The following is a 19,600-nucleotide window of genomic DNA, read 5'->3' on the forward strand; positions in this document are numbered from 1 at the left end:
GCGTACGATTTTTTCCGAATTCTGCGGTTCCCCCAATTAGTCATGTGCAGCAGGTTCTCAAGGTTGAAAAACAGCTGACAGCCACCAGCAATCAGGCTGAAATTGTTGATTTGAGCGAAACGCTCTTTGGTCTAAATAATTGGTTCAATGATAGATATGTTGAAGGTGCAGCAATTCCGCTTGTTGATTTTCTGTATGTAGATGAAAGCACAAATGAATGGTGCGATAAATCTGGCAAGTGGCATTATCTTGATACAGCACCAGAAATGCGAGACGTTGCTAATAAACGTCTGTACGGTTTGCGCCGCATCATGAATGCAATCAGGTCAGAAACTGGAATGAATTTCAGCGCTTACGAACTGAAATATCATTGATATGTATGAATTGATGCGACAGGCGGTAATGCGCCTGTCGCATCAAGGCTTGCGTAGTGTGCCAGTCTGGCCGGATTGACCGGCGTGACTGTCAGATGAAAGGGGGGCTTTAGCCGCCCCTCTCAAACTCACCCCATGAAGGAAGGGCGTGCCGCCCCTCCCTCAAACTCCCTCCCAATGGGAAGGGGGACGGTTCCCTCCGCCCCTTCCCAAACCCTACCCCTCTCCCTGACTTAGAAATTCTGCTTAAAATTGGCTGAAACCTGCTCTGAGCTGCTTCATCTGGTGAAGCGATTTTTAGCCTTTGATAAGAGTAAGACAGAGCCGCAAGCGGCGCATAATTTCTTTTGCCGCCCCCTGCCAACTGAATGCCAGGCGTTAAAGGGGCAAGCGCGGCAAGCCGCTGTTTCATCAAAAAAAACGGCTTTCAGGCTATGCCTAAACCTTCCGTTTTGTTTTGCCTCAACCCCTTGACCGCTTGGCATTCCGGCGGGGTTCGGGCTTTCGCCCTCCCCCCTTTGCCGAGGGTAATTCATGAAGGAATTACCCTCGCCAAAGGGCGAAGGACAAGCCCAAAGGGCGGGAGTGGTACAAAATGGCAAAACTCACCAAAGCACAAACCAAAGCGCACAATGAAGCCGTGAAAATTTTGACTAAAGACAAACTTTCAAATGATGAAATTGAATTCGTTTATGAAAATTGGAACGAAGGCGCGGAGCGTTCAGTTTCAGAAATCGGGGCTTTTTTTACGCCAGTTGATTTTGCCTGTGATTTTTCGCTTGAGGTCGGAAGCGGGAAAATTATTGATTTATGTGCGGGTATAGGGGTCTTATCCCATTTTGTAAGCCAACGGCAATTTTACAGTGAAGTCAAAGCCGAGATCACTTGCGTTGAGCAAAATTATAAATTTGTAGAAATTGGAAAAAAGCTATTGCCTCATGCCCGTTGGATTCATGCCGATGTGCTTGATTATCGGGAGCTGCTGGAAAACGAGCTAAAGGGGGAGAAATTTGACTATGCAATTTCTAATCCCCCGTTTGGAAAAATCAAACGCACAGGTAACGCCCCCCGTTACTCAGGTGGTGAGTTTGAATTTCATGTGATGGATATTGCGGCAGAGCTGGCCGACTACGGTGCATTTATCGTGCCGCAGCAGTCAGCAAACTTTAGTTATTCCGGCAAAAGATTTTTTGAAAATTTGAAATCCGGCCGAGGTGTTGATTTTGGAGATCAAACGGGCTGGAACATGACCGCAGGTGTTGGGATTGATACGTCAGTTCATGCGAATGATTGGAAAAATACAAGAATTGTTTGTGAGGTCGTCAATATTGATTATCAAGAGGATAGAGCCGAGAAGCGTAGAAAATTAGATAATTTACAAATGCGCCATTGCTCGATCACACCTATTCAGAAAATTCCGGAACAAATTGCATTATTCTAAAAACAAAGGGCGCAGATTATGCGCCCTTTGTTTATAGATCCTTTTGGTTTTAAATCGCATCGAGCGATTTTAAACCAATACGAGAAAACCCCCGTACCCGGTTTTCTCGCGCTCTTTCCCCCCGCACGATGAACACACCGCAAAACGGCGTGTATATTTAACCGTCCTGTTTTTTATCGGCACGAAAGCTGTGCAACGGATCTAGCCGCTCACGCGATAGAGTTAGTGCGCACCTCACTACGTTCGGTTGATTAGGCGGTTGATAAACTGGCGCGGCGTCTCCGGCCCTCTCTGCGAAGTTTTCACGCCGTAAGTCTTAATCTTTAAAAGCGGCCGTACGCAATCCATTCGCTGCGCACGATACGTCATTCACTGCCTAACAATGCAACCCTACGGGTTCTCCACTGCGTTGCGACCGCAAGCGGTGCATTCGGCATTGCCTGCCGCATTCGAGCTACGCGATTGCGCACAACCACTTTTAAAGGACTTACATCATGAAAACTTTATTCGCATTTTGCCAACGATCAGGACGCCGCTTACGCCAGTTTATCAACCGCCTAATCACGAAACTGACCGCAAACGGTCAGTTTCGGTTCGCACTAACTCTATCACTTCCGCTTATCGCTAAGGTCGAGATCAGTTACACATCAAAGGTAGAGCCAGCCGATAAAAAACAGGACGGTTAAATTAAAAAACCGCAGCTAATCACTGCGGTTTTTTCATCGTGCCCGAATGATTTAAGACGCTTTATGCGTCTTAAATCAGATTAAATTAACCCTTATTTCCTTTTTCGCGTCTGCGCACGGCATAGATATAAGCCTCAATTTCCTCGTCAGTTTTAAGTGTCCCATGAACAACAAATGTTTTTGTCCATTCAGCAGGAAGTGAGGCAACACGATAGGATTTTGAAAAGGTCTTATCCATTGGAACAAGAACTTTATATAGGTGTTGCCCTAGACCAGAAACTAGGCACCTCACACCCTTTTTATCAGCCCACAATTCAGTGCTAAATTCTGTTGATTTAAACGGGGCCTCTTCAACTCTTTGCTCTGTCCATTGCATGCCACCATTGCCACCGTAGGGACGTTGTGACCAGTTTGAATAGGTGGTTTTACCAAAGTAGCGTTCGAGCGTCAGCGCCGTTTCACCGTGATTAATATGCACAATCATCGTAGTACCAACACTTGCCATAAGTGTTTTAAGAGCATCAGCGCCATACTTTTCAGATACCTGTGCAGCATCTTGCAGCCCAGATACAACGCATACGCCTTTAGACCGACCCACTGTTACAAATGTTTGAAATTGGTCAATCTTAGGGAGCTGCGCCCATTCATCAAGGAAGAACCATACACGGCGTAAATCGCTATCACTCATTGCTTTGCTATCTGTGACCGTATTGATTGCAATTGCATATAGTGACGAAATCCATCCGTCAGATAGAGCCGAGAATTGACCGTCATGTTTGATGATAACAGTGCCAAATTTTGTTGTATCTTTTAGCCAGTCTCTTATCGAAAAAAGTTGTCGATTATCATAAGTAGGCCATGCAGTAGCGAGCATATTGAGCATAGCCATTTTGGATTCAAGAGAGCTTAGAGAGGACATAACTTGTTTAAAATCGGCTTCTAAATACCTATGCGTTCCGCATTGATATTTCAGAGCCGTAGCAAGTAAATCATCCTGACTTGTGCGCGTTTCAGCTAGCAAATCTTTCCATGTCCATTTGTTCGGATTAGTCGCCATTAGCTTGACAATGCAAGCAGCTAAAATTGCTCTAGCGCTATCAACAAAAAATTCATTTTCGTTGTTACTTCTAGCAATAAGTCTATTTGCTAATTCGGTTGCTTCCTGTGCAACGACTAAATCAGCTGCAACATTCCAAACGGCTGACCGCTCATCAGTAGGAGATAAAATGATAGGCTCATAGTCTTTACCATTTACATTATTAGGCGGGATGATTGATGTATAATCGCCCTTTTGATCGAAAATTAAAACCTTATCATTACGCAAAACTGCCGAATTAATTAAGCGCGACATAAGGATTGTTTTACCGCCGCCGATACCGCCAATAATATTGAAATGCTTGGTTTCACGATCAACCGCTAAATGCCAACCATTAAACATATGTAGACCTGGCACGTCTGGAAACTTGCCAAATTTTATATCGCTCTTTGCGGATGATAGTAAATCATCCATGCCACCGACCGTTAAACCAGAGTGAATTACTCGCTCTTTAGTTCTGATAAAATGGTACCAGAACAATAGCCCAACGATAATTATCATGGCTAACAATGGGGAGAATATTATCAGCTGATAGCTAAACATTTTGACGGGTGGAATGCCGCCAATATCTAAAATATAATCAGTGCAGCGATTTGGAAAAATTGGTGTAAAGCATTGTAAGCTTTGCTCTAAAGATAGCCGAGTTTCAGCTTGCGGCCAGTCTTTAAAGAGATAGCCATAGCAGAATGCAATGACTGAAAAAACAAAAAGGCAGCACATTGTTATTATGTATGCTGCCCAAGAAGTCGGGGTATCTTTTCTAACCATCTTTAAATGCTCGATCACCAATCAATTTCATACTGGCGTAGAAACTTGGATCGTCAACTTTCATCGCGGCATGAAGTAAAACACCAAGTAAGAATGATTTATTTTCTTCTCTCAAACCAGCCTTTACAACCAAACCACCGAGCTGAATTTTTTCATGCGCGTCTTTAGAACGGTCGGTTTTCTTTAACATAGATAGCCTTGCTTTCAGACGAATGATTTGGTTATTTAGCCTGTCAATTTTACTTATTTTCGGCTGTTTGAAATCGGGCGGCAATTTCGGCAAATGCCTTTTTTAGTTCCGCATGTGGTATATCGCCTAGCCCAGATGCTACAGCAAGATTGCCAATATCAGCTGCTTGTTGTTTCATCGCCGCTTCTAATTCAGCTTGAAGTTTTTCCATCTTTTCTTGAATAGCTGCAATCGCTTTTGTTGATTTACCACGAGCCATTTTATTCTCACCTTTTCTAAATATAAGCTACCTAGAATACTAGCGATCTGTGCAATGCGTGGCAAGCTTTGAACATGAAAAGTACTACAATAAATCGAAAATATTATTCAAATATCTAAAATTATACTGATTAAATTTATGAAAGAAATTTACAGTAACGAGAAACAATCAGTTCTCATAAATACAAGCGTTTCAGGATAGAGCGCTTGATACCGTAGCTAATCCGCGCAACTCAAATAGCGCCGTAGGATTAGCGAAGGTACATAAATAAAGGTGTTCGATACACTTTTATTTATAAGACCTCACAAAAGAATTTTATACGAGCGCATGACAAAATTGTTGCGAGATAAATAATGCAGAAAATTTCGCACAATCAGAATTGATTGCACATTGAATTTTTCCCAGCCTGTATTCAACCTGTCAGCAGATTGTAACAGTTGAGATGTAGAAATGTTATTCGCCTGATCACCTTATTTCAAAACATTGAACCTATGTCAACCTACCAACCTGATAAAACTCTTGGCACCAATCCCGTTAGAGAAATCGAGGATACGAGATTTTGTCCTATAAGGGCGCACTTTGCTATTCTTTTCAGAATAGCTCTATGGTATAGCTTTTGTTATGGCGATTTATCATTTCAGTATGAAAGATATTAGTGTTGCGCGCGGCCAAAGTGCCGTGGCCGCAGCTGCGTATCGCCGCGCCGAAATCATGCAAAACCAAGCTACAGGACAATGGAGTAATTACAGAAATAAATCCGAGGTCGTTTACTCAGAGTTTTCAATTCCTGCAAATTCGCCAGCGTGGGTTTTAAAGCTATCTGATAAAACAGGACGTGAAACGTCCCAAGATTTTTGGTCGCTTGTTGAGAATGATAACAACCGATCGAATGCCAAATATGCCAACGAAATCGTAATGGCTTTACCAACGGAACTAACGACAGAACAAAATATTGATCTTGTCCGTGAGTTCGTAAATTCAAATCTTACAAGTCGGGGTTTGGTTTCAGACTGGTCGTATCATGACAAAAGTAATAACCCCCATGTGCATATTCTTGTTTCGACAAAGCCGCTGATCAATGAAGGTTTCGGCACTGTTTATTCCCCAAAATTAGACAGTGAGGGTAATGCACAGCGTAATGAAAAAGGTTCAATTCAATATGAAAGATTTGGGCTTGGTCGTACTGATTTAAGAACACTACGACAGGAATGGGCAAGCGTCCAAAATAAGCACCTTGCACTTAATGGGCATGACATTCGTGTTGATCATCGTAGCCATGAAGAACTAGGAATTGACCTAGTACCTACAGAACATATTGGAGTACATGCGAAAGCTATTCACGATAAGGGTGGGCATTCAGATAGAGTGCTACGCAATGAAGAAATTAAAGCAATCAACAACGATATTGTTTTAAACGAGCCTGAGTTAATTTTACAAAAACTCACTACTCAACAATCTGTTTTCACTGATAAAGATATTGCCAGAGAGATTTTCAGATACACCAATTCACGCAAAGATTTTCAGGAACTTCAATTACGTATTGGCGCATCTGATGAACTTATTGCGTTGCAGGCACCAGTATTTGACCCTGTGACCGATAAGGAGATTAGCCCTGCAATTTATACAACGAAAACAGTCTTTGAGAATGAATATACAATCCTTGAAGCTGCCAATAAACTTAATTCAAATGATACGTTCTATGTCTCAGAGAAACGACTAAACTCTGCTACCCAATCGTTTGAAAAAGCAGCTGGATTTTCACTAACAGATGAACAGAAAGCTATCATTCGTTATTCAACATCGAATAATGGTATAGCTACAATTGTGGGTTACGCCGGTGCCGGTAAATCCACCGTAATGAATGTTGTCCGCGAAGCTTACGAGAAGAATGGTTCTCGCGTTTTTGGAGCGGCGCTTGCTGGTGTTGCAGTCGATGGTCTTAAACAATCTAGCGGCATAAATAGTCGTACAATTGCATCATGGGAAGCTAATTGGAAAAACGGTAAGCGAGAACTCAAATCGGGTGACGTATTCGTATTGGATGAAGCAGGTATGGTTTCATCCGATCAAATGAAAACTATTATTGAGCATGTATCAAAGGCTGATGCTAAATTGATTTTAGTCGGTGATCATCGCCAGTTGCAGCCTATTATGTCTGGTGCCGCGTTCCGTGGAATTGCCGATAATGTTGGTTACAAAGAACTGACTGGTATTATTCGTCAGCGTGTAGATTATCAGCGCCAAGCTTCGCTATTGCTTGCAGAGGGGCAGACAAGTGAAGCATTGAACGGGTATAATCAAACCGGTCACATTCACATTAAAAGCAATACAGATGCTTCACATACATCGCTAATTTCTGACTGGTCAAAATCTTGGCAAGCTGGTGGTGACGCTCTTATTTTAGCCCATAAGAATATCGATGTTGTGACTCTTAATCGTCTGGCACGTCAAGAAATTCAGAGTCATGGCGGCCTTGCTGATGAAGTTGCAATTACAACAAGTCAGGGTACTGATAATTTTGCAATTGGTGATAAAATTATCTTCCTTCAAGGTGATTTTAAAACCGGCTTACGTAATGGTACTACAGCATTTATTACTGCATTAGATGCTGATACAAACCAAATTACTGTTGAAGCTGATAACGGCAATACCGTTGAATTTAACAGCTTACGTTATAATTCATTTACGCACGGTTACGCGCAAACGGTTCATAAATCGCAGGGCAAAACTGTTGATGATGCATTCGTATATGCATCTAATTCAATGGATGCTCAATTAACGTATGTTGCTTTAACACGTCATAGAAATAATGTTGGCCTATACGCCAGCAATACAGATTTTAAAAACACTGATGCCTTGGTATCAGCGCTATCAAGGGATAGACAGAAATCAGTTTCCTTTATTCATAGTCGCACTCAAGATTATGCAGATGCACTTAAAGACTTTATGGATAGGCGCGGCGTTGGTAGCGTTTCAGACTGGAAACAGTCTTTAATTACTACGCTCAGCACATGGCGAGAAAAGCTAACGTCAGTTGCCCAACGCCTTAAAGATTATGGTGTAAATACACTTCATATTACGCCTCTCAAATCTCAGGCTTTGGAGCTGCCGTTGAAGGTTGATACACCTCTTTCGGTTGGTGCTACAAACGATCTTATTTCAGATAAGCGTCATGAAATTTCTGTTGTACCTAATCAGAATGCAATTAAATTTGATCTTTCTGATGAACTATTACAGGTTTCTAATCGTCTCTCTCATGCGTTCGATCATGCTGATTTGGTCGATATGGATAAGGCACGAAGAAACGTAATAACCGCCTCACGTAATGCCGTGCGGGGCGGTTTGCATTCCACTGAAATTAATTCGTTTATGGACAATGTTAAGTCCATAATTCCGATGCAGGATATTCTAAAAGTTGGCAAAGAATTTGACCCGCAAATTCTTGATAAGCACCTTGCTGCTTTGCCAATTGAAGATAAGGCGCAGATTGAAAATTACTGGCCTCATATACATAATTTCGCCCGTGCCGAAATGTCGATAGGACAGGTTGAGGTTGCTTCACTTGTGCAAACTGACCTTAAAGAAAATGCCGTTGTTGCTGACTATGCGAAAGGCATGGACCGCTGGCACTCCCCTGATATTCCTCTTATTCCTGGCATCACTATGTTTAAAGAATCCATTGAGCAATCTGTTGAGCGGATTGTTAAATCTAATCCGTCAGTTCAGGCATTTGAACATGTCGCTCGTGATCACTTAGCCAATACTTTTGTTAATGCGCCTGCGGTCGGGGATATGTTTATTGAGCATATTCAAAAGAGAGATAACGCGCTTGATGTAATTCAGGATTTAGGCCGTAATCCTGCTACATACGGCGATATTATTGGCAAGAAATCCTTCATTGGTCGCGCTAATTCAGAGCGTCAGGGCGCATTAGATAATCTGCCTATCGCGGTTAGTGCTTTAACTGATTATGCGCAGCGTTACACAACCCTAAAAGGAAATGTGACGGTTCAAGAAACTGAATTTAGAGAAATAATTAAGACCCCTACTCCGGAGTTATCGCCTTTAGCCTTGCAGTTTATTGAGCAGATTAAATCACCTGATACGAATTTTGAGGCCGTTCTGTTTAGCCAAGAGGGCAAAATTGCGCGTTCAGAAATTCAGGAATTTGTCAGTTCCGTTCAGGCTCGTTTTGGTGATTTTTCAGAAGACCTTTCATCAAATGAACGGTTTACAAGAATTTCTGCCCATATGGAGCCGGAAGCGGTTGAAAAGATTGTTACTCAATTGCAAACCGCAGTCAGCGCCGATAGTCGAGTTACATGGCTTTCAAATTCAATTAGCCAAGAACATGCTTATAAGCAGTCCCAAGAACATGGACACGGCCAAGACCTTTAATATATAAGCATTCAAGATTGTAAAATGTTGGAAATTCTGTTTATTTCAGGCCAACGCAGGAGCTAGTTAATGAAATATATTCTCTTGGCCGGAGTAGTATTACTATCAGGCTGTGCTCAATCCCCTAAATTTAATACAAAACCAATAGGGCCTATGATTGAGAAGAATATAGATAGTATTGTTGAAGAGAAGAGATTTGTTTATCTTGAGAAGGGCGTTATCAATCCGCGACCGATAGGCGTTATTACTATGGTACGGAAGGAAACACCGTCTGGTAGCCTTATGTCGCCTATGAATGCTACATTTCAAGGCACAATTGAAGATCTTGTGAAGGTTGTAGCCTCTCGTATTGGCTTCTCTGTCAGCAAATACGGCGAACGCTCAGGCGCGCCTATATTAGTTTCTGTTAACGCTTCAAATAGCACCCCTTACTATATCTTGGAGGAAGGCTTGTTACAGGCTCAAGGCCAAGTGCGAATTACCATTGATCAGGCGCATAAAAGCATAACGGTCAGATACAAACGACCAGAGCGCAGCCCTGTGGCTCACATTGATGATACGAGGCTTTAAATGCGTGTGACACTTCCATTACTTGCAGTTTCGATTGCTCTCGCAGGATGCACCACAACTAAAGTTGAAGAGCCAGCCCCGCCGCCCCTTATTGGTGGGACTGATAAATTGGTTGGGGCATCAAAGGCACCAATCACCTATGAGCAATTTGCAGCAAAAACTAGAAATTCTTCGGGTGGTGCAAATGTTGCCCAAGCGCGTGTAGAAATCCTTAGAGATGCTGCAATCTCTTATTCAGCTCAGGCCGGATATGAACGCCGTGTTTATGAAATCATGCAGGAGCTAGAAAAAAAGTCTCCTCAACTTTCAGAAGATTATAATTTTAATTCAATTGTCTATGTTGCACCCCGCGAGGCGGGTTATGTAATCCCTCCGGTTGTTACAAGAGCAACAGAGGCGCTAACGATCACGAAAGGCGGACGTGAAAGCGTTGCAGCCGACGAATATTACAGAATAGAGCAACCCGGACGTATTGTAGGTGTTGTACCGACTTGGCGTGACTACTTAGTGATGCCGCTTGATAAGGCAACAGAGCCAGACGAACAGTTTCTGCCGATAGATAAGGAAGAGCGTGCTGTATGGGAACGCTATATGGCAGTCGGATGGAAGGAAGGCCGTAAACAAGCCGAAGAAGCGCTACAGATCAATCTTAATCTGCTCAAAAGAGATTATGGCGGGATGATGGAGTATCGCCGTCTAGTCGAGGCTGGCTTGATTAAGTCCCTATTGATCTCTTCAAGCGAGGTTCGCGCGCGTGGAACAGCTGATGAATTGTTTATCGGGCAACGTCGCGTAAAAATTGAGAATGACGCTACTTTTGTCACCAACCCTAAACGCTGGAAGCCAGTAACGCGCCGCGTAGATAAATAGGCTTGGCATGATTGATTTGTCGAAACTGTGCGATGCCCCTTTTGACCCAAAAGGGGCATATATATCCGTCCTTAAAGATGAACCAACCCGCTTCGGTGGTGACGTTGGTTTGATTGAGCATTTTTTTGTTGGGGCTTCAAATCGTGGAGCCTCAGATTTTTCAATCAAATCAGAAGGTCATATTCATATTCAGGTGAACGGCCGTCAGTATTTTGGGACAAAACGACCTCTGCATGATTCAGAGGTCGGCATAATTTTGTCGGAGCTTTGGCGATCAGCTGATGCAATTGGTATTATTCGGCAAGGGCGACCGCTTGATTTTGCTTATGAAATCAACATAGACCGCTCAACTCGCCAACGGTACAGAGTAAATGCCACTGGTATCACTATTAACGGCAGTGATGGGGTTGAACTAACAGTTCGGTCTTTACCTCAAAAAACCCCATCTTTGGAAAGTGTGGCTTTAGAGCCAGAGCTGATTGATTATTTGAACCCGAAGAACGGTTTAATTGTTATTGCTGGTGGTACCGGTCACGGTAAATCAACAACTATGGCGGCAATCACTCGTTATCATTTGGAAAATTACAGTAATCCGCGCAAAATCGTCGATTATCAATCACCTATCGAATATTCTTTTCGAGATATTTTAGACGAAAATGAAGATTCCGCATCTTTCATTGTGCAGTCGGAAGTCGGTGAAGGTCGTAATATACCGAGCTTCGGCAAAGCTATCTGGGCCTCACTCAGACGCGCACCGCAAATTATCAATGTTGGGGAATCTAGAGATTATGAATCTATGTCAGGTTGCCTTGCTGCATCGGTACAAGGGCATATCGTAAATACAACAACTCATGCCGGTTCAGTTGCCGAGGCATTGCGCCGTATGGTGTTGGAATTTCCCGCAGGTGAGCAAACTGGCCGCGCTTATGATCTTATCACCTCTTTGAAAGTGCTAATTGCTCAGCATCTTGTGCCTACGCCAGACCGGAGCGGTCGCTTTGCGATACGTGAATATATGGTGTTCACAGATGATGTGCGCGACCGTTTCGCATCAGTCCACTTTGATAGCTGGCCGACCGTTGCGAACCAAATTTTTGAGGAAGCCGAACACTCCGGCAAATATATCGCTAAGTCGCTAAAGCAAAATGTAAAAGAAAAAATGGCGCAAGGCATCTTGTCCGAGGAAATTGCTAAAGAGCAATTAGGCGCAATTTATTATCAATCTCGCTAGTCCCTATTGTCCGAAAACGAAGGTTTTCGGACAATATGAATTTGACCTGTCCGAATATATTGTTTTTAATATTTCGGACAGCTTTCATTTTCGTACACATTTATGGACAATTTACATATGTCACGGACTTTTGCATATGCGCGAGTTTCGACTGTAGGGCAAAATACAGAGAACCAAATTCTTGAGATCCAAAATGCAGGGTTTGCAGTTGCACCCTATCGCATAATTCAAGAAACCATTTCCGGCAGCATTGCGATTAGTAAGCGACCAGAGTTTACGCGCTTGCTTGAAAAGCTTGAGCCAGGGGACAAGCTAATTGTAACCAAATTAGACCGCTTAGGCCGTGATGCTCTTGATGTAAACGCAACGGTTTTACGCTTGGCTGATATGGGCGTAAAGGTTCATTGTCTCGCTTTAGGCGGGGTTGATCTAACCAGCCCTGCGGGTGCAATGACAATGCAGGTTATAAATGCAGTTGCTCAATTTGAACGGGACTTGCTTATTGAACGAACGCAGGCCGGTTTATTAAGAGCTAAATCCCTCGGTAAACGATTAGGCCGCCCCCCTGCCCTCAATGCCCAAGATCAACTAAATGTTTTAGCGGCTTTGAAAGCAGGTCAAAGCGTTTCTGAAATTGCAAAAAACTTCAAAACAAGCCGCCAAACTATAATAAGAATCCGTGCTGCTGCCGAATAATTCAAACTTTCATTTTCTGATATAATCTTTAAATTTCAATATATTATCATGAAATTAGCGATTTAGCGAATTAGTGTTTTTGCTAATTGATTAATTAAATTTTACATTAAAAATTTAAACCGTTATAAAAATAAATAAAGCAATAGTGGTTTATTTATTTAGAGTTTTATGCTAAACACTAATTGCATTGTTATGTAAAATGCTAATTGCTTTTTAATGTAAATCACTAAATATAGATTTGCATGAATATTTATTAAGCTAAAAGGCTATTTAGCTGATTATATAAAATGCTAATTAGCTAAATATAAAGAATTTAGCTTTATTTTGCATTCAGCAAATAGGTGCGGTTTCTTGGGGGTTATAGAATGACAAAGGTTATTTCAGCTCTGCAAACAAAGGGTGGTGCAGGTAAGTCGTCAACAATAAGAATGTTGGCGGCTCAATTAGCCCACATGGGTAATACCGTTGTTATTGTAGATACTGACCCGCAAAGAAGCTGCATTCGCTGGCTAGAGATTGCCAGTCAGAAGAATAATAAGATTGAAAGAGTTGCAGCTAAAGAGATCTATCAGCTCAGTGATGTAGAGCCGTTTATAAGTTCGCTCATGGGGAAGGTGGATTATATTTTATGCGATGTGCAGGGCGCAGCAGTCAATATGATGCTGCCTATATGCAAAGTATCTGATCTTATATTGTTGCCTTGGTCGCCAACAGAAGATGATTGGTACAGCCTTATTGATACTTATAACATCATCAAAAACATAATGGAAAACGACCCCTCAGTTAAGCCGGCTATTGCGCTATCCCTGAATAGAATAACTGCTACTGATATGCACCATTCATTCGTAAAGAACCGCGCCAAGGCAGCTGAAAAGCTCGGCGTGATAAACATTGAAACAATGATTTGGAAGCGTCAGGCGACCGCCAATATGCTTAGAAAGCTTGGTTCCATACCGCAAATGACTTCTAATGTTTCAGGCATTCTAAAAGCCCAAGAAGAGCATGAGCTTTTTGCGAATGAAATAATTAATGTGCTTGCTAAACTTGATGGAAAGGTAAGCTAATGACTAATTCTGACCTTGACGATATGGTTGGTGGGGTAAGTTTACCTAGTGAAGACACTAGCCGTAAAGTTACTTCCGCACGAACTACAATGCCAATTGAAGAGCGCTCATTGCGTTATAAAGCGCAGGAATTGGTACGGGGTAAACCCGAACCAAAACGCAATAAGATAACAAGCCTGAATTTTTCAGTAGATTTCCATAAAGAGCTAAAAATGTTTGCGATAATGCAAGAAACTTCAATGGTAGCAGTCATTGAAGAAGCAGTACGCAGATATATGGCCGAGGTTAAAGCGAACCCAGATTCTAAATGAATTTTCGGGGAAACTGAAATGGTTTCCCCCGTTTGTAATTCAGGGGAGGGGAATGTTCATGTTTCAAAATTCTAATATGTGTGAGATAGTTCCGGCGCATAATAATTATCGCCGGAGAAGCCAGATGATACCTAGATATTTACGACCTGTAGCAGATCGTAAAAAGCATGGCAGAGTATCTGTTTTAGAAAAAATAGTGCGGTTACTGGTTTTTTACCCAATCATAATGGCACTTTTCGCACCAGCAGCTCTAGTGTTGTTTGCTTCGGTTATATCACTTGGTTATGCGCCAGTTCTTTTATTCTTTAGTGATATTAATGGGATGAACAATTTTAGATTGTTCGCATTTTTGTTAGCCCCATTGTCATGTATTGCAGGCGCATTAGTTTATAAATATTTTTTACCATTTGAATGACGGGGCATTTGCCCCGCCATTTTTTTTTAATTATTTATTTTTGTTTTCTAGTTGCCTGTCTTTTTTCCAGCCCCTAAAACTTTTACCGGCAGAGTTTGTCCCCATTCCGGCGGTACTAACAGCATCACCCATCAGCTTAGTTTGAGCACCAGCTGCTATAGCTGTGCGCAATGAAGATTGGCTATCTAATTGGTCGCCAATATCATCAAACCAACGGAAGACGCGACCCGGAAAGCCTGCAATTAGCGAAAATGAAAGTTCGATAATTGCGATATAAACAAAGGTCATAAAGATACCGACGACCAGAACGCCAATATACCAGCTAAATGAAGCCCAACTATCCGATACGAGAGATTGTGAACCAGTGAGGGCATAGTACATGCCTGTATTGAGTAGGTTTCCTGCAATACGGAATACGATCATTCCGGCTAGAAAACCAAATATCATCAGTACCGGCGTTAAAAGAAGGGCCAATATCAGCACATAACCTTTGCGTGCTTGATCTCCTGCAAATCCATGCCCACGCATTGATAAGTGAGAAATAGCCCATAATGGAGCAGCAAAAATCGCTTCAATAATAAGAATGAAGAACGATATAATTGCTAGCACCCATATAATGGAAGGCATGAGCGGCAATACAAAAGCCATTGTGCTACCCAAAGCCATTAAACCTAATAGACCTGGGCCGATAATGGTTCCTAATGTTGTAGCAGCGCCACCAATAAATGGAGCAAACCCAAATGCAACAATTGCAGCAGTCGCAATAGCTGCACTTGTAGAAAGATTGATACCAAACAAAACGACTGCATTAAGCGGATCTGTTACGGTTGAGTTTGGAGCAAATAGAGCGATGCTTTCTAAAACCCCACCAGTAGACGGTAATAAATTAGAAATATCGCCGCCGTTATCCGCAAACGCTAAACGCTCATTTGTAAACGCTTTAATACCACTTCGAGAAACAGATTCATTCCACCAATCAACAGTTCCGTTGTAAGTTGATGTAATTTGGTTCAAGAATTTTTTGGCATCGCCTTCCGCAGATGAAAAAAGATATGTGTTATTCGCCGCATATTGACTAGCAACAGCATTCATTACCGGCCCATTTGGATTAGCAGCGCCTCCAATAGCACCACCCGGAATTGCTTGAGGCATCATACTGCCAACAGAGTTTGCGTCGGACGACATGCGAGATATTAGCTGATAGTAAAAGCCAGCCTGTAGCCAACCGCCATTCGTCACGTTGATCGAAAGACGCTGTTCTTGGCTATCGCCAGCTGTAATAATTACAACGTCAGTGTCTTTATTGAATGCATCTTTAGCTGTTTTATTTATACGCTCACTTCCAATATATGGGGCTAAAATTTTAGCCTGAGATTCACGCCAAGTATTAAGATCACCTGCTAAATCTCTATATTTTGGTAGCGGAGCGCGTGTAGAAACAGTCAAAGCCAATGTGTCGGCCAATGGCTCAAATTGTTTGACCATTGCATCAACATTTTTACGCATTTCAGTCGTAAATTTTTGATACTCGTTACTCGGCTGACGGCTAAGATCGTCAACACTAGCCTTTGCACTATCAGATAGACGTCTAAAACCGATGGTTTCGGCAGGTAATGTTACTTTGCCACATGCTCCTGATTGTGATGGGAGGCCGTAATCTAAAGTGACAATACCAGATTGCACCGTCCAAGCGCGACCGATACCGTCCATATCTTCGCCGCCCTTAGTGACTTCATAATTATAAACCGCGCGGCATAATTCCATTCTGAATAATGATTGAAGGAATTGACCGTCTGCTGCATCAGTATCAGCGGCCAATACTGGAATTTTTTGTTCCACAACGCGGGTAGCGGTTTCATCCCAAAAGAATGTAGCGGCAGCTGTGCCAACATTTACAACATAAGCTGAAATAGCTTGTGCAGGATTGTAACCGCCGGGCATGACTGGCGCTAAAGCGGCAGCAGCGCATACAATCCGAATTGGCACCCAAACAGATGAATGCCGGCTACCCAGAACTTCGCCCTCATTGGCAGTATCAACGGTCGCAACCCAGATATTATATAAAAATAACACCAAGCCGATTGAGAAGAACAAGACGTTGAAGCTAAAAATTAACGAGGAAATTAACGTCTCTTTATTCGGCCCATCAAACAGCGGCCCGAAAATCATATTCAAATACGAATTTGTACGAGGATCTCCTTTGCCGCTGATTATATCAGTGACATTAATTTCATTCGCATTCACATTCGTAGCGAGCATAACCGCTGCTAGGGTTATGCACCAAAACAGGCGTTTATTCATCGCTAAGTGTCCTGATTTCCATTGAGCCGCGATTTTTGACATTCATAAAATCGCGGAAAGAGCCAATGCGCCGTTGACGAATTTGCCATGCACGAAAAGCTGACCGCAGCGCCAAAACACCAAATGCACAGGCTAAAAAAATTAGACTGATCGTTGCGGCGATTGATAGATTAAAAAGAAAATACAAAACGGGAATAAGTAACAAGCATCCAAAGGCGGAAAGCCTAAAGACGTTCAATTCACGTTCCCATTTATGGAGGGCTTCTAAAATTACTTTTTCACCATGCCCATCAAGCAGAGTATTAAAGCGTTCGCGCCCACCATCGGCATCTTGAAAGGCAAAGCCGCCTTCTTCTTTCGTTTTATATACACGAAAAGCATTTAGACCTGGCTTTGCCGCGTCATAACCAGCTTTCGCGCCGCGCCCAATATCTTTATAATTTGAAGCGCGCCACGCGAAATAGCGTTTAACTATGCCAAGACGCTCTTTTTTTTCTTTTTTGCTCATTGCAATCACCCGATATGCTTATGTGCCGCTTGAGCTTGGTGCGATCGGAATGCTTGTTGCGCGCGTATCACGATCATCAAGCATGGTTGAAAGCATAGCTGCAAAAACTACTGAATTTCGGCGTTCAAGATCGAAACGCATCCATTCAATTTGTTGAGTCAAAGCAGTAGCAAGTAATTGTTCGCGCGCGATAGCGTCAGGCGACATTTGAGCAAGTTGCTCATGCCACATTGCGTTTGGAAAACGCGAACGGACAAAAATATCCATCGCTTGCAGCTGTGAAACTTGATCACCCACTTGATATGGATAACCTTGAGGCGCAGCTTTTTTAGCCCAATCAGCCAGTTCAGCACTACCGGTAGGGGTAGCAATATCACCTAGATAACTCAAAACGCTATGAGCCGCAGAACGGCGGCTTGCATCGATTTGTCGAGCAGCAATTTGAGAGCGGCCAGCTGGTGTTTTAGCTTCTAGCGCTGTAATTGGTTTTGCAGGCGCAGGGTCAACAATATTGTTAATCAAGCGAATATGCGCACCAGCAATATCTTTTTGGGTCGTATCAAGAGTGATTGCGTCAGTTATTAAACGCGCATCAGTTGTTGGGTCAGCAAACCCACCAATCCCTTTGAAACGATCACGGTCTGTAATGATAGCATTCGCAATCGCAAGACCGCCCTGAATTACTGGCTTGCCAATATCTTCATTTCCATATGACCAGTTTCGGGAGGCATTGGTAATATCCTTACCACTTAACCCTTTGCCGCCGCCTGCTTTACCAATGCTAAAAATACCACTTAAATCAACACATGCTGATGCAGCTGGGTCAAAGCGGCCACTTTCAGCCACGCCACGCGCAATTTGTTTTTCGCGTGTAACATCATTTACTTGAGCAGCCTCAGTAATGCGTTTTTGGGCCTCAGTTTGGCGTTTAGAATAGGCGCTCATTTGAGCAACGCCTTGCAGAATTGTTTGCGTAATATCGTTGCCAACGCTTGTCGTATGTTCATTTACGCGCTTCACGCCGTCATTGACGATATTGCGAATTGTACCGCAGTTACAGGAGGCATAGGCTGAACCGGCGCTTGCGCCTAGAATGAGAATGGAGGCAGTGATAATGCTCTTAAAATTCTTCATTTTATTGCGCCCCATACAAATCATTATAAAGTTCATTCATAATTGATGCAGGGGATTGCCGAGCGCCCGTATTTTCTACGTTAGCGCCAGATGCACCAATGCCACCACTAGAAATACCAAACTCAATATCAGGACCGCCACTTGCCCCCATTCCCGGAAGTTCCAAACCTTGCAGTTGTGGAATTTGAAGGGCTTGCTGCAATGGTTCCGTCACCTTGGCAATTTGCTCTTGTGCCATTGAACAAAGTTGGTTTTCAGCATCAGACATTGCTTTGCTGAATAAGCCATTCACATCCGGAATCTGAATTGCAATATCAAGGTTTACGTCCATGAGATTATCTAAGCAGCTAAGGCCGGATAGAGGCGCAGGCATTTTCAATGCCTGTTCACGCCGTTTAACCTCAGCCTCGATACCGTTGCGGATTGCGTCAACCAAATTGACTTTTACATTTGGCAAGCAAGCGTCACCAGCATTAGCAAAGAGACTATCAACCGTATCGGCATGGGCTTGCGAAAACATAAGGATGAATGCAGCCCCAAATATTAGCTTTTTCATAGCAGTGTTTTCCGTTCGCCTTGGAATGGTGGGTTTTCACGAATAAGGACAGGACGCACGTTGCCAATGCCCGGAAAGCCTGATGTGCCGTCATACATGCCAACACCGCCACCACCGGCATAAATTCCATCAAACGCTGAATTACCAGCACCACCAGTAATGCGCTTCATGATGTATGCTTGTAATTCTTCATAAGATTTGAAGCCGTTTGCTTTCAAATATTCAGCGGGCAGCACGCTAGGGTCAAATCCGCTTGCAACCCATTTATTAAGTGCGCCAGCGCCAAGAAAGTGTGATGCACTTAGCAAGCCATCTTGCGTTATCGTAACGCCGTTAATTGTCTGGCCGACTAGATCACGGACACCACTATTCATTGATGCCCAATTACGAGCCGCCAATTCCTGATTGGCTCGGTCTTGAAGTGCTGCACCCGCTGATGAATTGCGTAAATCGCTTACGGAACCCACACCGGCGCTGATAGCTTTATCTGTAAAGGAATAGCTGCCGTAGTCCGATTTACTACCACCATTATATTGTAAATAGCCTAAATCTGCCCAAGTGCCTGCCGTGATTTGGTAGCGACCAAGTGCAGATGAACCACCTTGGTTCATAATGCTGTAGTCATTACCGCCTTCAAAACCTGCAATTGCATCATTATAATTGGCGAATGAAAGGCTTGTGCTTGCGGTCAGCATCGAAAACGCAGCAGCCATTATAAAATTGGTTCGCATG

Annotated in this window: 18 protein-coding genes; 10 read left to right on the forward strand and 8 right to left on the reverse strand. The window is 43.0% G+C overall.

Translation table 11 applies throughout. The annotated features are described in order from the left end of the window. Both CEV31_RS21120 and CEV31_RS12815 read left to right on the forward strand, forming a co-directional pair. Positions 1-374: hypothetical protein (locus CEV31_RS21120; protein WP_169717352.1), on the forward strand; the 374-nt coding region annotated here is incomplete at its 5' end. Positions 375-969: 595 nt separating this feature from the next. Continuing rightward, a complete protein-coding gene (locus CEV31_RS12815; RefSeq protein WP_094507467.1) occupies positions 970-1,815 on the forward strand; it encodes a methyltransferase in 846 nt (281 codons plus the stop codon). Between the two features lie 771 nt (positions 1,816-2,586). Here CEV31_RS12815 and CEV31_RS12820 read toward each other — a convergent pair. The 3 genes from CEV31_RS12820 to CEV31_RS12830 are packed head-to-tail and all read right to left on the reverse strand — an operon-like array spanning position 2,587 to position 4,814. Next, complete coding sequence (locus tag CEV31_RS12820) at positions 2,587-4,383, reverse strand: type IV secretion system DNA-binding domain-containing protein (protein ID WP_235818100.1); 1,797 nt, start codon at positions 4,381-4,383, stop codon at positions 2,587-2,589. Then, positions 4,358-4,555, reverse strand: a complete 198-nt coding sequence (locus CEV31_RS12825) for a conjugal transfer protein TraD (RefSeq protein ID WP_094507469.1) — start codon at positions 4,553-4,555, stop codon at positions 4,358-4,360. Before CEV31_RS12825 ends, CEV31_RS12820 begins: the two co-directional genes overlap by 26 nt. 49 nt (positions 4,556-4,604) lie before the next feature. Next, entirely contained in the window at positions 4,605-4,814 is a 210-nt protein-coding gene (locus tag CEV31_RS12830) for a TraC family protein (RefSeq protein WP_094507470.1), read from the reverse strand. Positions 4,815-5,435: 621 nt separating this feature from the next. Between CEV31_RS12830 and traA the strand changes: the two genes are divergently transcribed. The 8 genes from traA (at position 5,436) to CEV31_RS20915 (ending at position 14,369) form a co-directional block, all read left to right on the forward strand. Then, positions 5,436-9,212: a Ti-type conjugative transfer relaxase TraA gene (traA, locus tag CEV31_RS12835; RefSeq protein WP_094507471.1), complete on the forward strand. Its 3,777-nt coding sequence runs from the start codon at positions 5,436-5,438 to the stop codon at positions 9,210-9,212. 69 nt (positions 9,213-9,281) lie between these two features. After that, the gene (locus CEV31_RS12840; RefSeq protein WP_094507472.1) at positions 9,282-9,782 is read left to right on the forward strand and encodes a DotD/TraH family lipoprotein; all 501 of its coding nucleotides are present in this window, start codon (positions 9,282-9,284) and stop codon (positions 9,780-9,782) included. Then, positions 9,783-10,652, forward strand: a complete 870-nt coding sequence (locus CEV31_RS12845) for a type IV secretory system conjugative DNA transfer family protein (protein WP_094507473.1) — start codon at positions 9,783-9,785, stop codon at positions 10,650-10,652. Positions 10,653-10,659: 7 nt separating this feature from the next. Then, positions 10,660-11,883, forward strand: a complete 1,224-nt coding sequence (locus CEV31_RS12850; RefSeq protein ID WP_094507474.1) for a type IV pilus twitching motility protein PilT — start codon at positions 10,660-10,662, stop codon at positions 11,881-11,883. 117 nt (positions 11,884-12,000) lie between these two features. Next, positions 12,001-12,579, forward strand: a complete 579-nt coding sequence (locus tag CEV31_RS12855; protein ID WP_094507506.1) for a recombinase family protein — start codon at positions 12,001-12,003, stop codon at positions 12,577-12,579. 365 nt (positions 12,580-12,944) lie between these two features. Next, on the forward strand, positions 12,945-13,643 hold the full coding sequence (locus CEV31_RS12860; protein WP_094507475.1) for a ParA family protein: 699 nt from the start codon (positions 12,945-12,947) through the stop codon (positions 13,641-13,643). Continuing rightward, complete coding sequence (locus tag CEV31_RS12865; RefSeq protein ID WP_094507476.1) at positions 13,643-13,954, forward strand: Rho GTPase-activating protein; 312 nt, start codon at positions 13,643-13,645, stop codon at positions 13,952-13,954. Before CEV31_RS12860 ends, CEV31_RS12865 begins: the two co-directional genes overlap by 1 nt. 124 nt (positions 13,955-14,078) lie before the next feature. After that, on the forward strand, positions 14,079-14,369 hold the full coding sequence (locus tag CEV31_RS20915; protein WP_143850935.1) for a hypothetical protein: 291 nt from the start codon (positions 14,079-14,081) through the stop codon (positions 14,367-14,369). Positions 14,370-14,399: 30 nt separating this feature from the next. Here CEV31_RS20915 and CEV31_RS12870 read toward each other — a convergent pair whose 3' ends face one another. From CEV31_RS12870 to CEV31_RS12890, 5 genes are read right to left on the reverse strand one after another with little or no spacing between them, the layout of a single operon-like run. Then, positions 14,400-16,670 carry a DotA/TraY family protein gene (locus CEV31_RS12870; protein ID WP_169717354.1) on the reverse strand — a complete coding sequence of 757 codons (2,271 nt, stop codon included), beginning with the start codon at positions 16,668-16,670 and terminating at the stop codon, positions 14,400-14,402. After that, positions 16,663-17,178 (reverse strand): hypothetical protein, encoded by a 516-nt coding sequence (locus tag CEV31_RS12875; protein WP_094507478.1) that lies wholly within the window; start codon positions 17,176-17,178, stop codon positions 16,663-16,665. Before CEV31_RS12875 ends, CEV31_RS12870 begins: the two co-directional genes overlap by 8 nt. An 18-nt stretch (positions 17,179-17,196) precedes the next feature. Further along, positions 17,197-18,312 (reverse strand): hypothetical protein, encoded by a 1,116-nt coding sequence (locus tag CEV31_RS12880; RefSeq protein ID WP_094507479.1) that lies wholly within the window; start codon positions 18,310-18,312, stop codon positions 17,197-17,199. Position 18,313: 1 nt separating this feature from the next. Next, a complete protein-coding gene (locus CEV31_RS12885; protein WP_094507480.1) occupies positions 18,314-18,868 on the reverse strand; it encodes a hypothetical protein in 555 nt (184 codons plus the stop codon). After that, entirely contained in the window at positions 18,865-19,599 is a 735-nt protein-coding gene (locus CEV31_RS12890; RefSeq protein WP_143850936.1) for a hypothetical protein, read from the reverse strand. The genes CEV31_RS12885 and CEV31_RS12890 overlap by 4 nt, the downstream gene beginning before the upstream one ends. Position 19,600 lies beyond the last annotated feature (1 nt).

Source organism: Brucella thiophenivorans (genome assembly GCF_002252445.1).
GTDB classification, from domain to species: domain Bacteria; phylum Pseudomonadota; class Alphaproteobacteria; order Rhizobiales; family Rhizobiaceae; genus Brucella; species Brucella thiophenivorans.

Coding starts and splice junctions, on each gene's coding strand:
- traA (WP_094507471.1), top strand. CDS start 5,436: ATGGCGATTTATCATTTCAGTATGAAAGATATTAGTGTTGCGCGCGGC.
- CEV31_RS12845 (WP_094507473.1), top strand. CDS start 9,783: ATGCGTGTGACACTTCCATTACTTGCAGTTTCGATTGCTCTCGCAGGA.
- CEV31_RS12870 (WP_169717354.1), bottom strand. CDS start 16,670: ATGAATAAACGCCTGTTTTGGTGCATAACCCTAGCAGCGGTTATGCTC.
- CEV31_RS12830 (WP_094507470.1), bottom strand. CDS start 4,814: ATGGCTCGTGGTAAATCAACAAAAGCGATTGCAGCTATTCAAGAAAAG.
- CEV31_RS12885 (WP_094507480.1), bottom strand. CDS start 18,868: ATGAAAAAGCTAATATTTGGGGCTGCATTCATCCTTATGTTTTCGCAA.
- CEV31_RS12855 (WP_094507506.1), top strand. CDS start 12,001: ATGTCACGGACTTTTGCATATGCGCGAGTTTCGACTGTAGGGCAAAAT.
- CEV31_RS12825 (WP_094507469.1), bottom strand. CDS start 4,555: ATGTTAAAGAAAACCGACCGTTCTAAAGACGCGCATGAAAAAATTCAG.
- CEV31_RS12875 (WP_094507478.1), bottom strand. CDS start 17,178: ATGAGCAAAAAAGAAAAAAAAGAGCGTCTTGGCATAGTTAAACGCTAT.
- CEV31_RS12865 (WP_094507476.1), top strand. CDS start 13,643: ATGACTAATTCTGACCTTGACGATATGGTTGGTGGGGTAAGTTTACCT.
- CEV31_RS12860 (WP_094507475.1), top strand. CDS start 12,945: ATGACAAAGGTTATTTCAGCTCTGCAAACAAAGGGTGGTGCAGGTAAG.
- CEV31_RS12880 (WP_094507479.1), bottom strand. CDS start 18,312: ATGAAGAATTTTAAGAGCATTATCACTGCCTCCATTCTCATTCTAGGC.
- CEV31_RS12890 (WP_143850936.1), bottom strand. CDS start 19,599: ATGCGAACCAATTTTATAATGGCTGCTGCGTTTTCGATGCTGACCGCA.
- CEV31_RS12815 (WP_094507467.1), top strand. CDS start 970: ATGGCAAAACTCACCAAAGCACAAACCAAAGCGCACAATGAAGCCGTG.
- CEV31_RS12850 (WP_094507474.1), top strand. CDS start 10,660: ATGATTGATTTGTCGAAACTGTGCGATGCCCCTTTTGACCCAAAAGGG.
- CEV31_RS20915 (WP_143850935.1), top strand. CDS start 14,079: ATGATACCTAGATATTTACGACCTGTAGCAGATCGTAAAAAGCATGGC.
- CEV31_RS12840 (WP_094507472.1), top strand. CDS start 9,282: ATGAAATATATTCTCTTGGCCGGAGTAGTATTACTATCAGGCTGTGCT.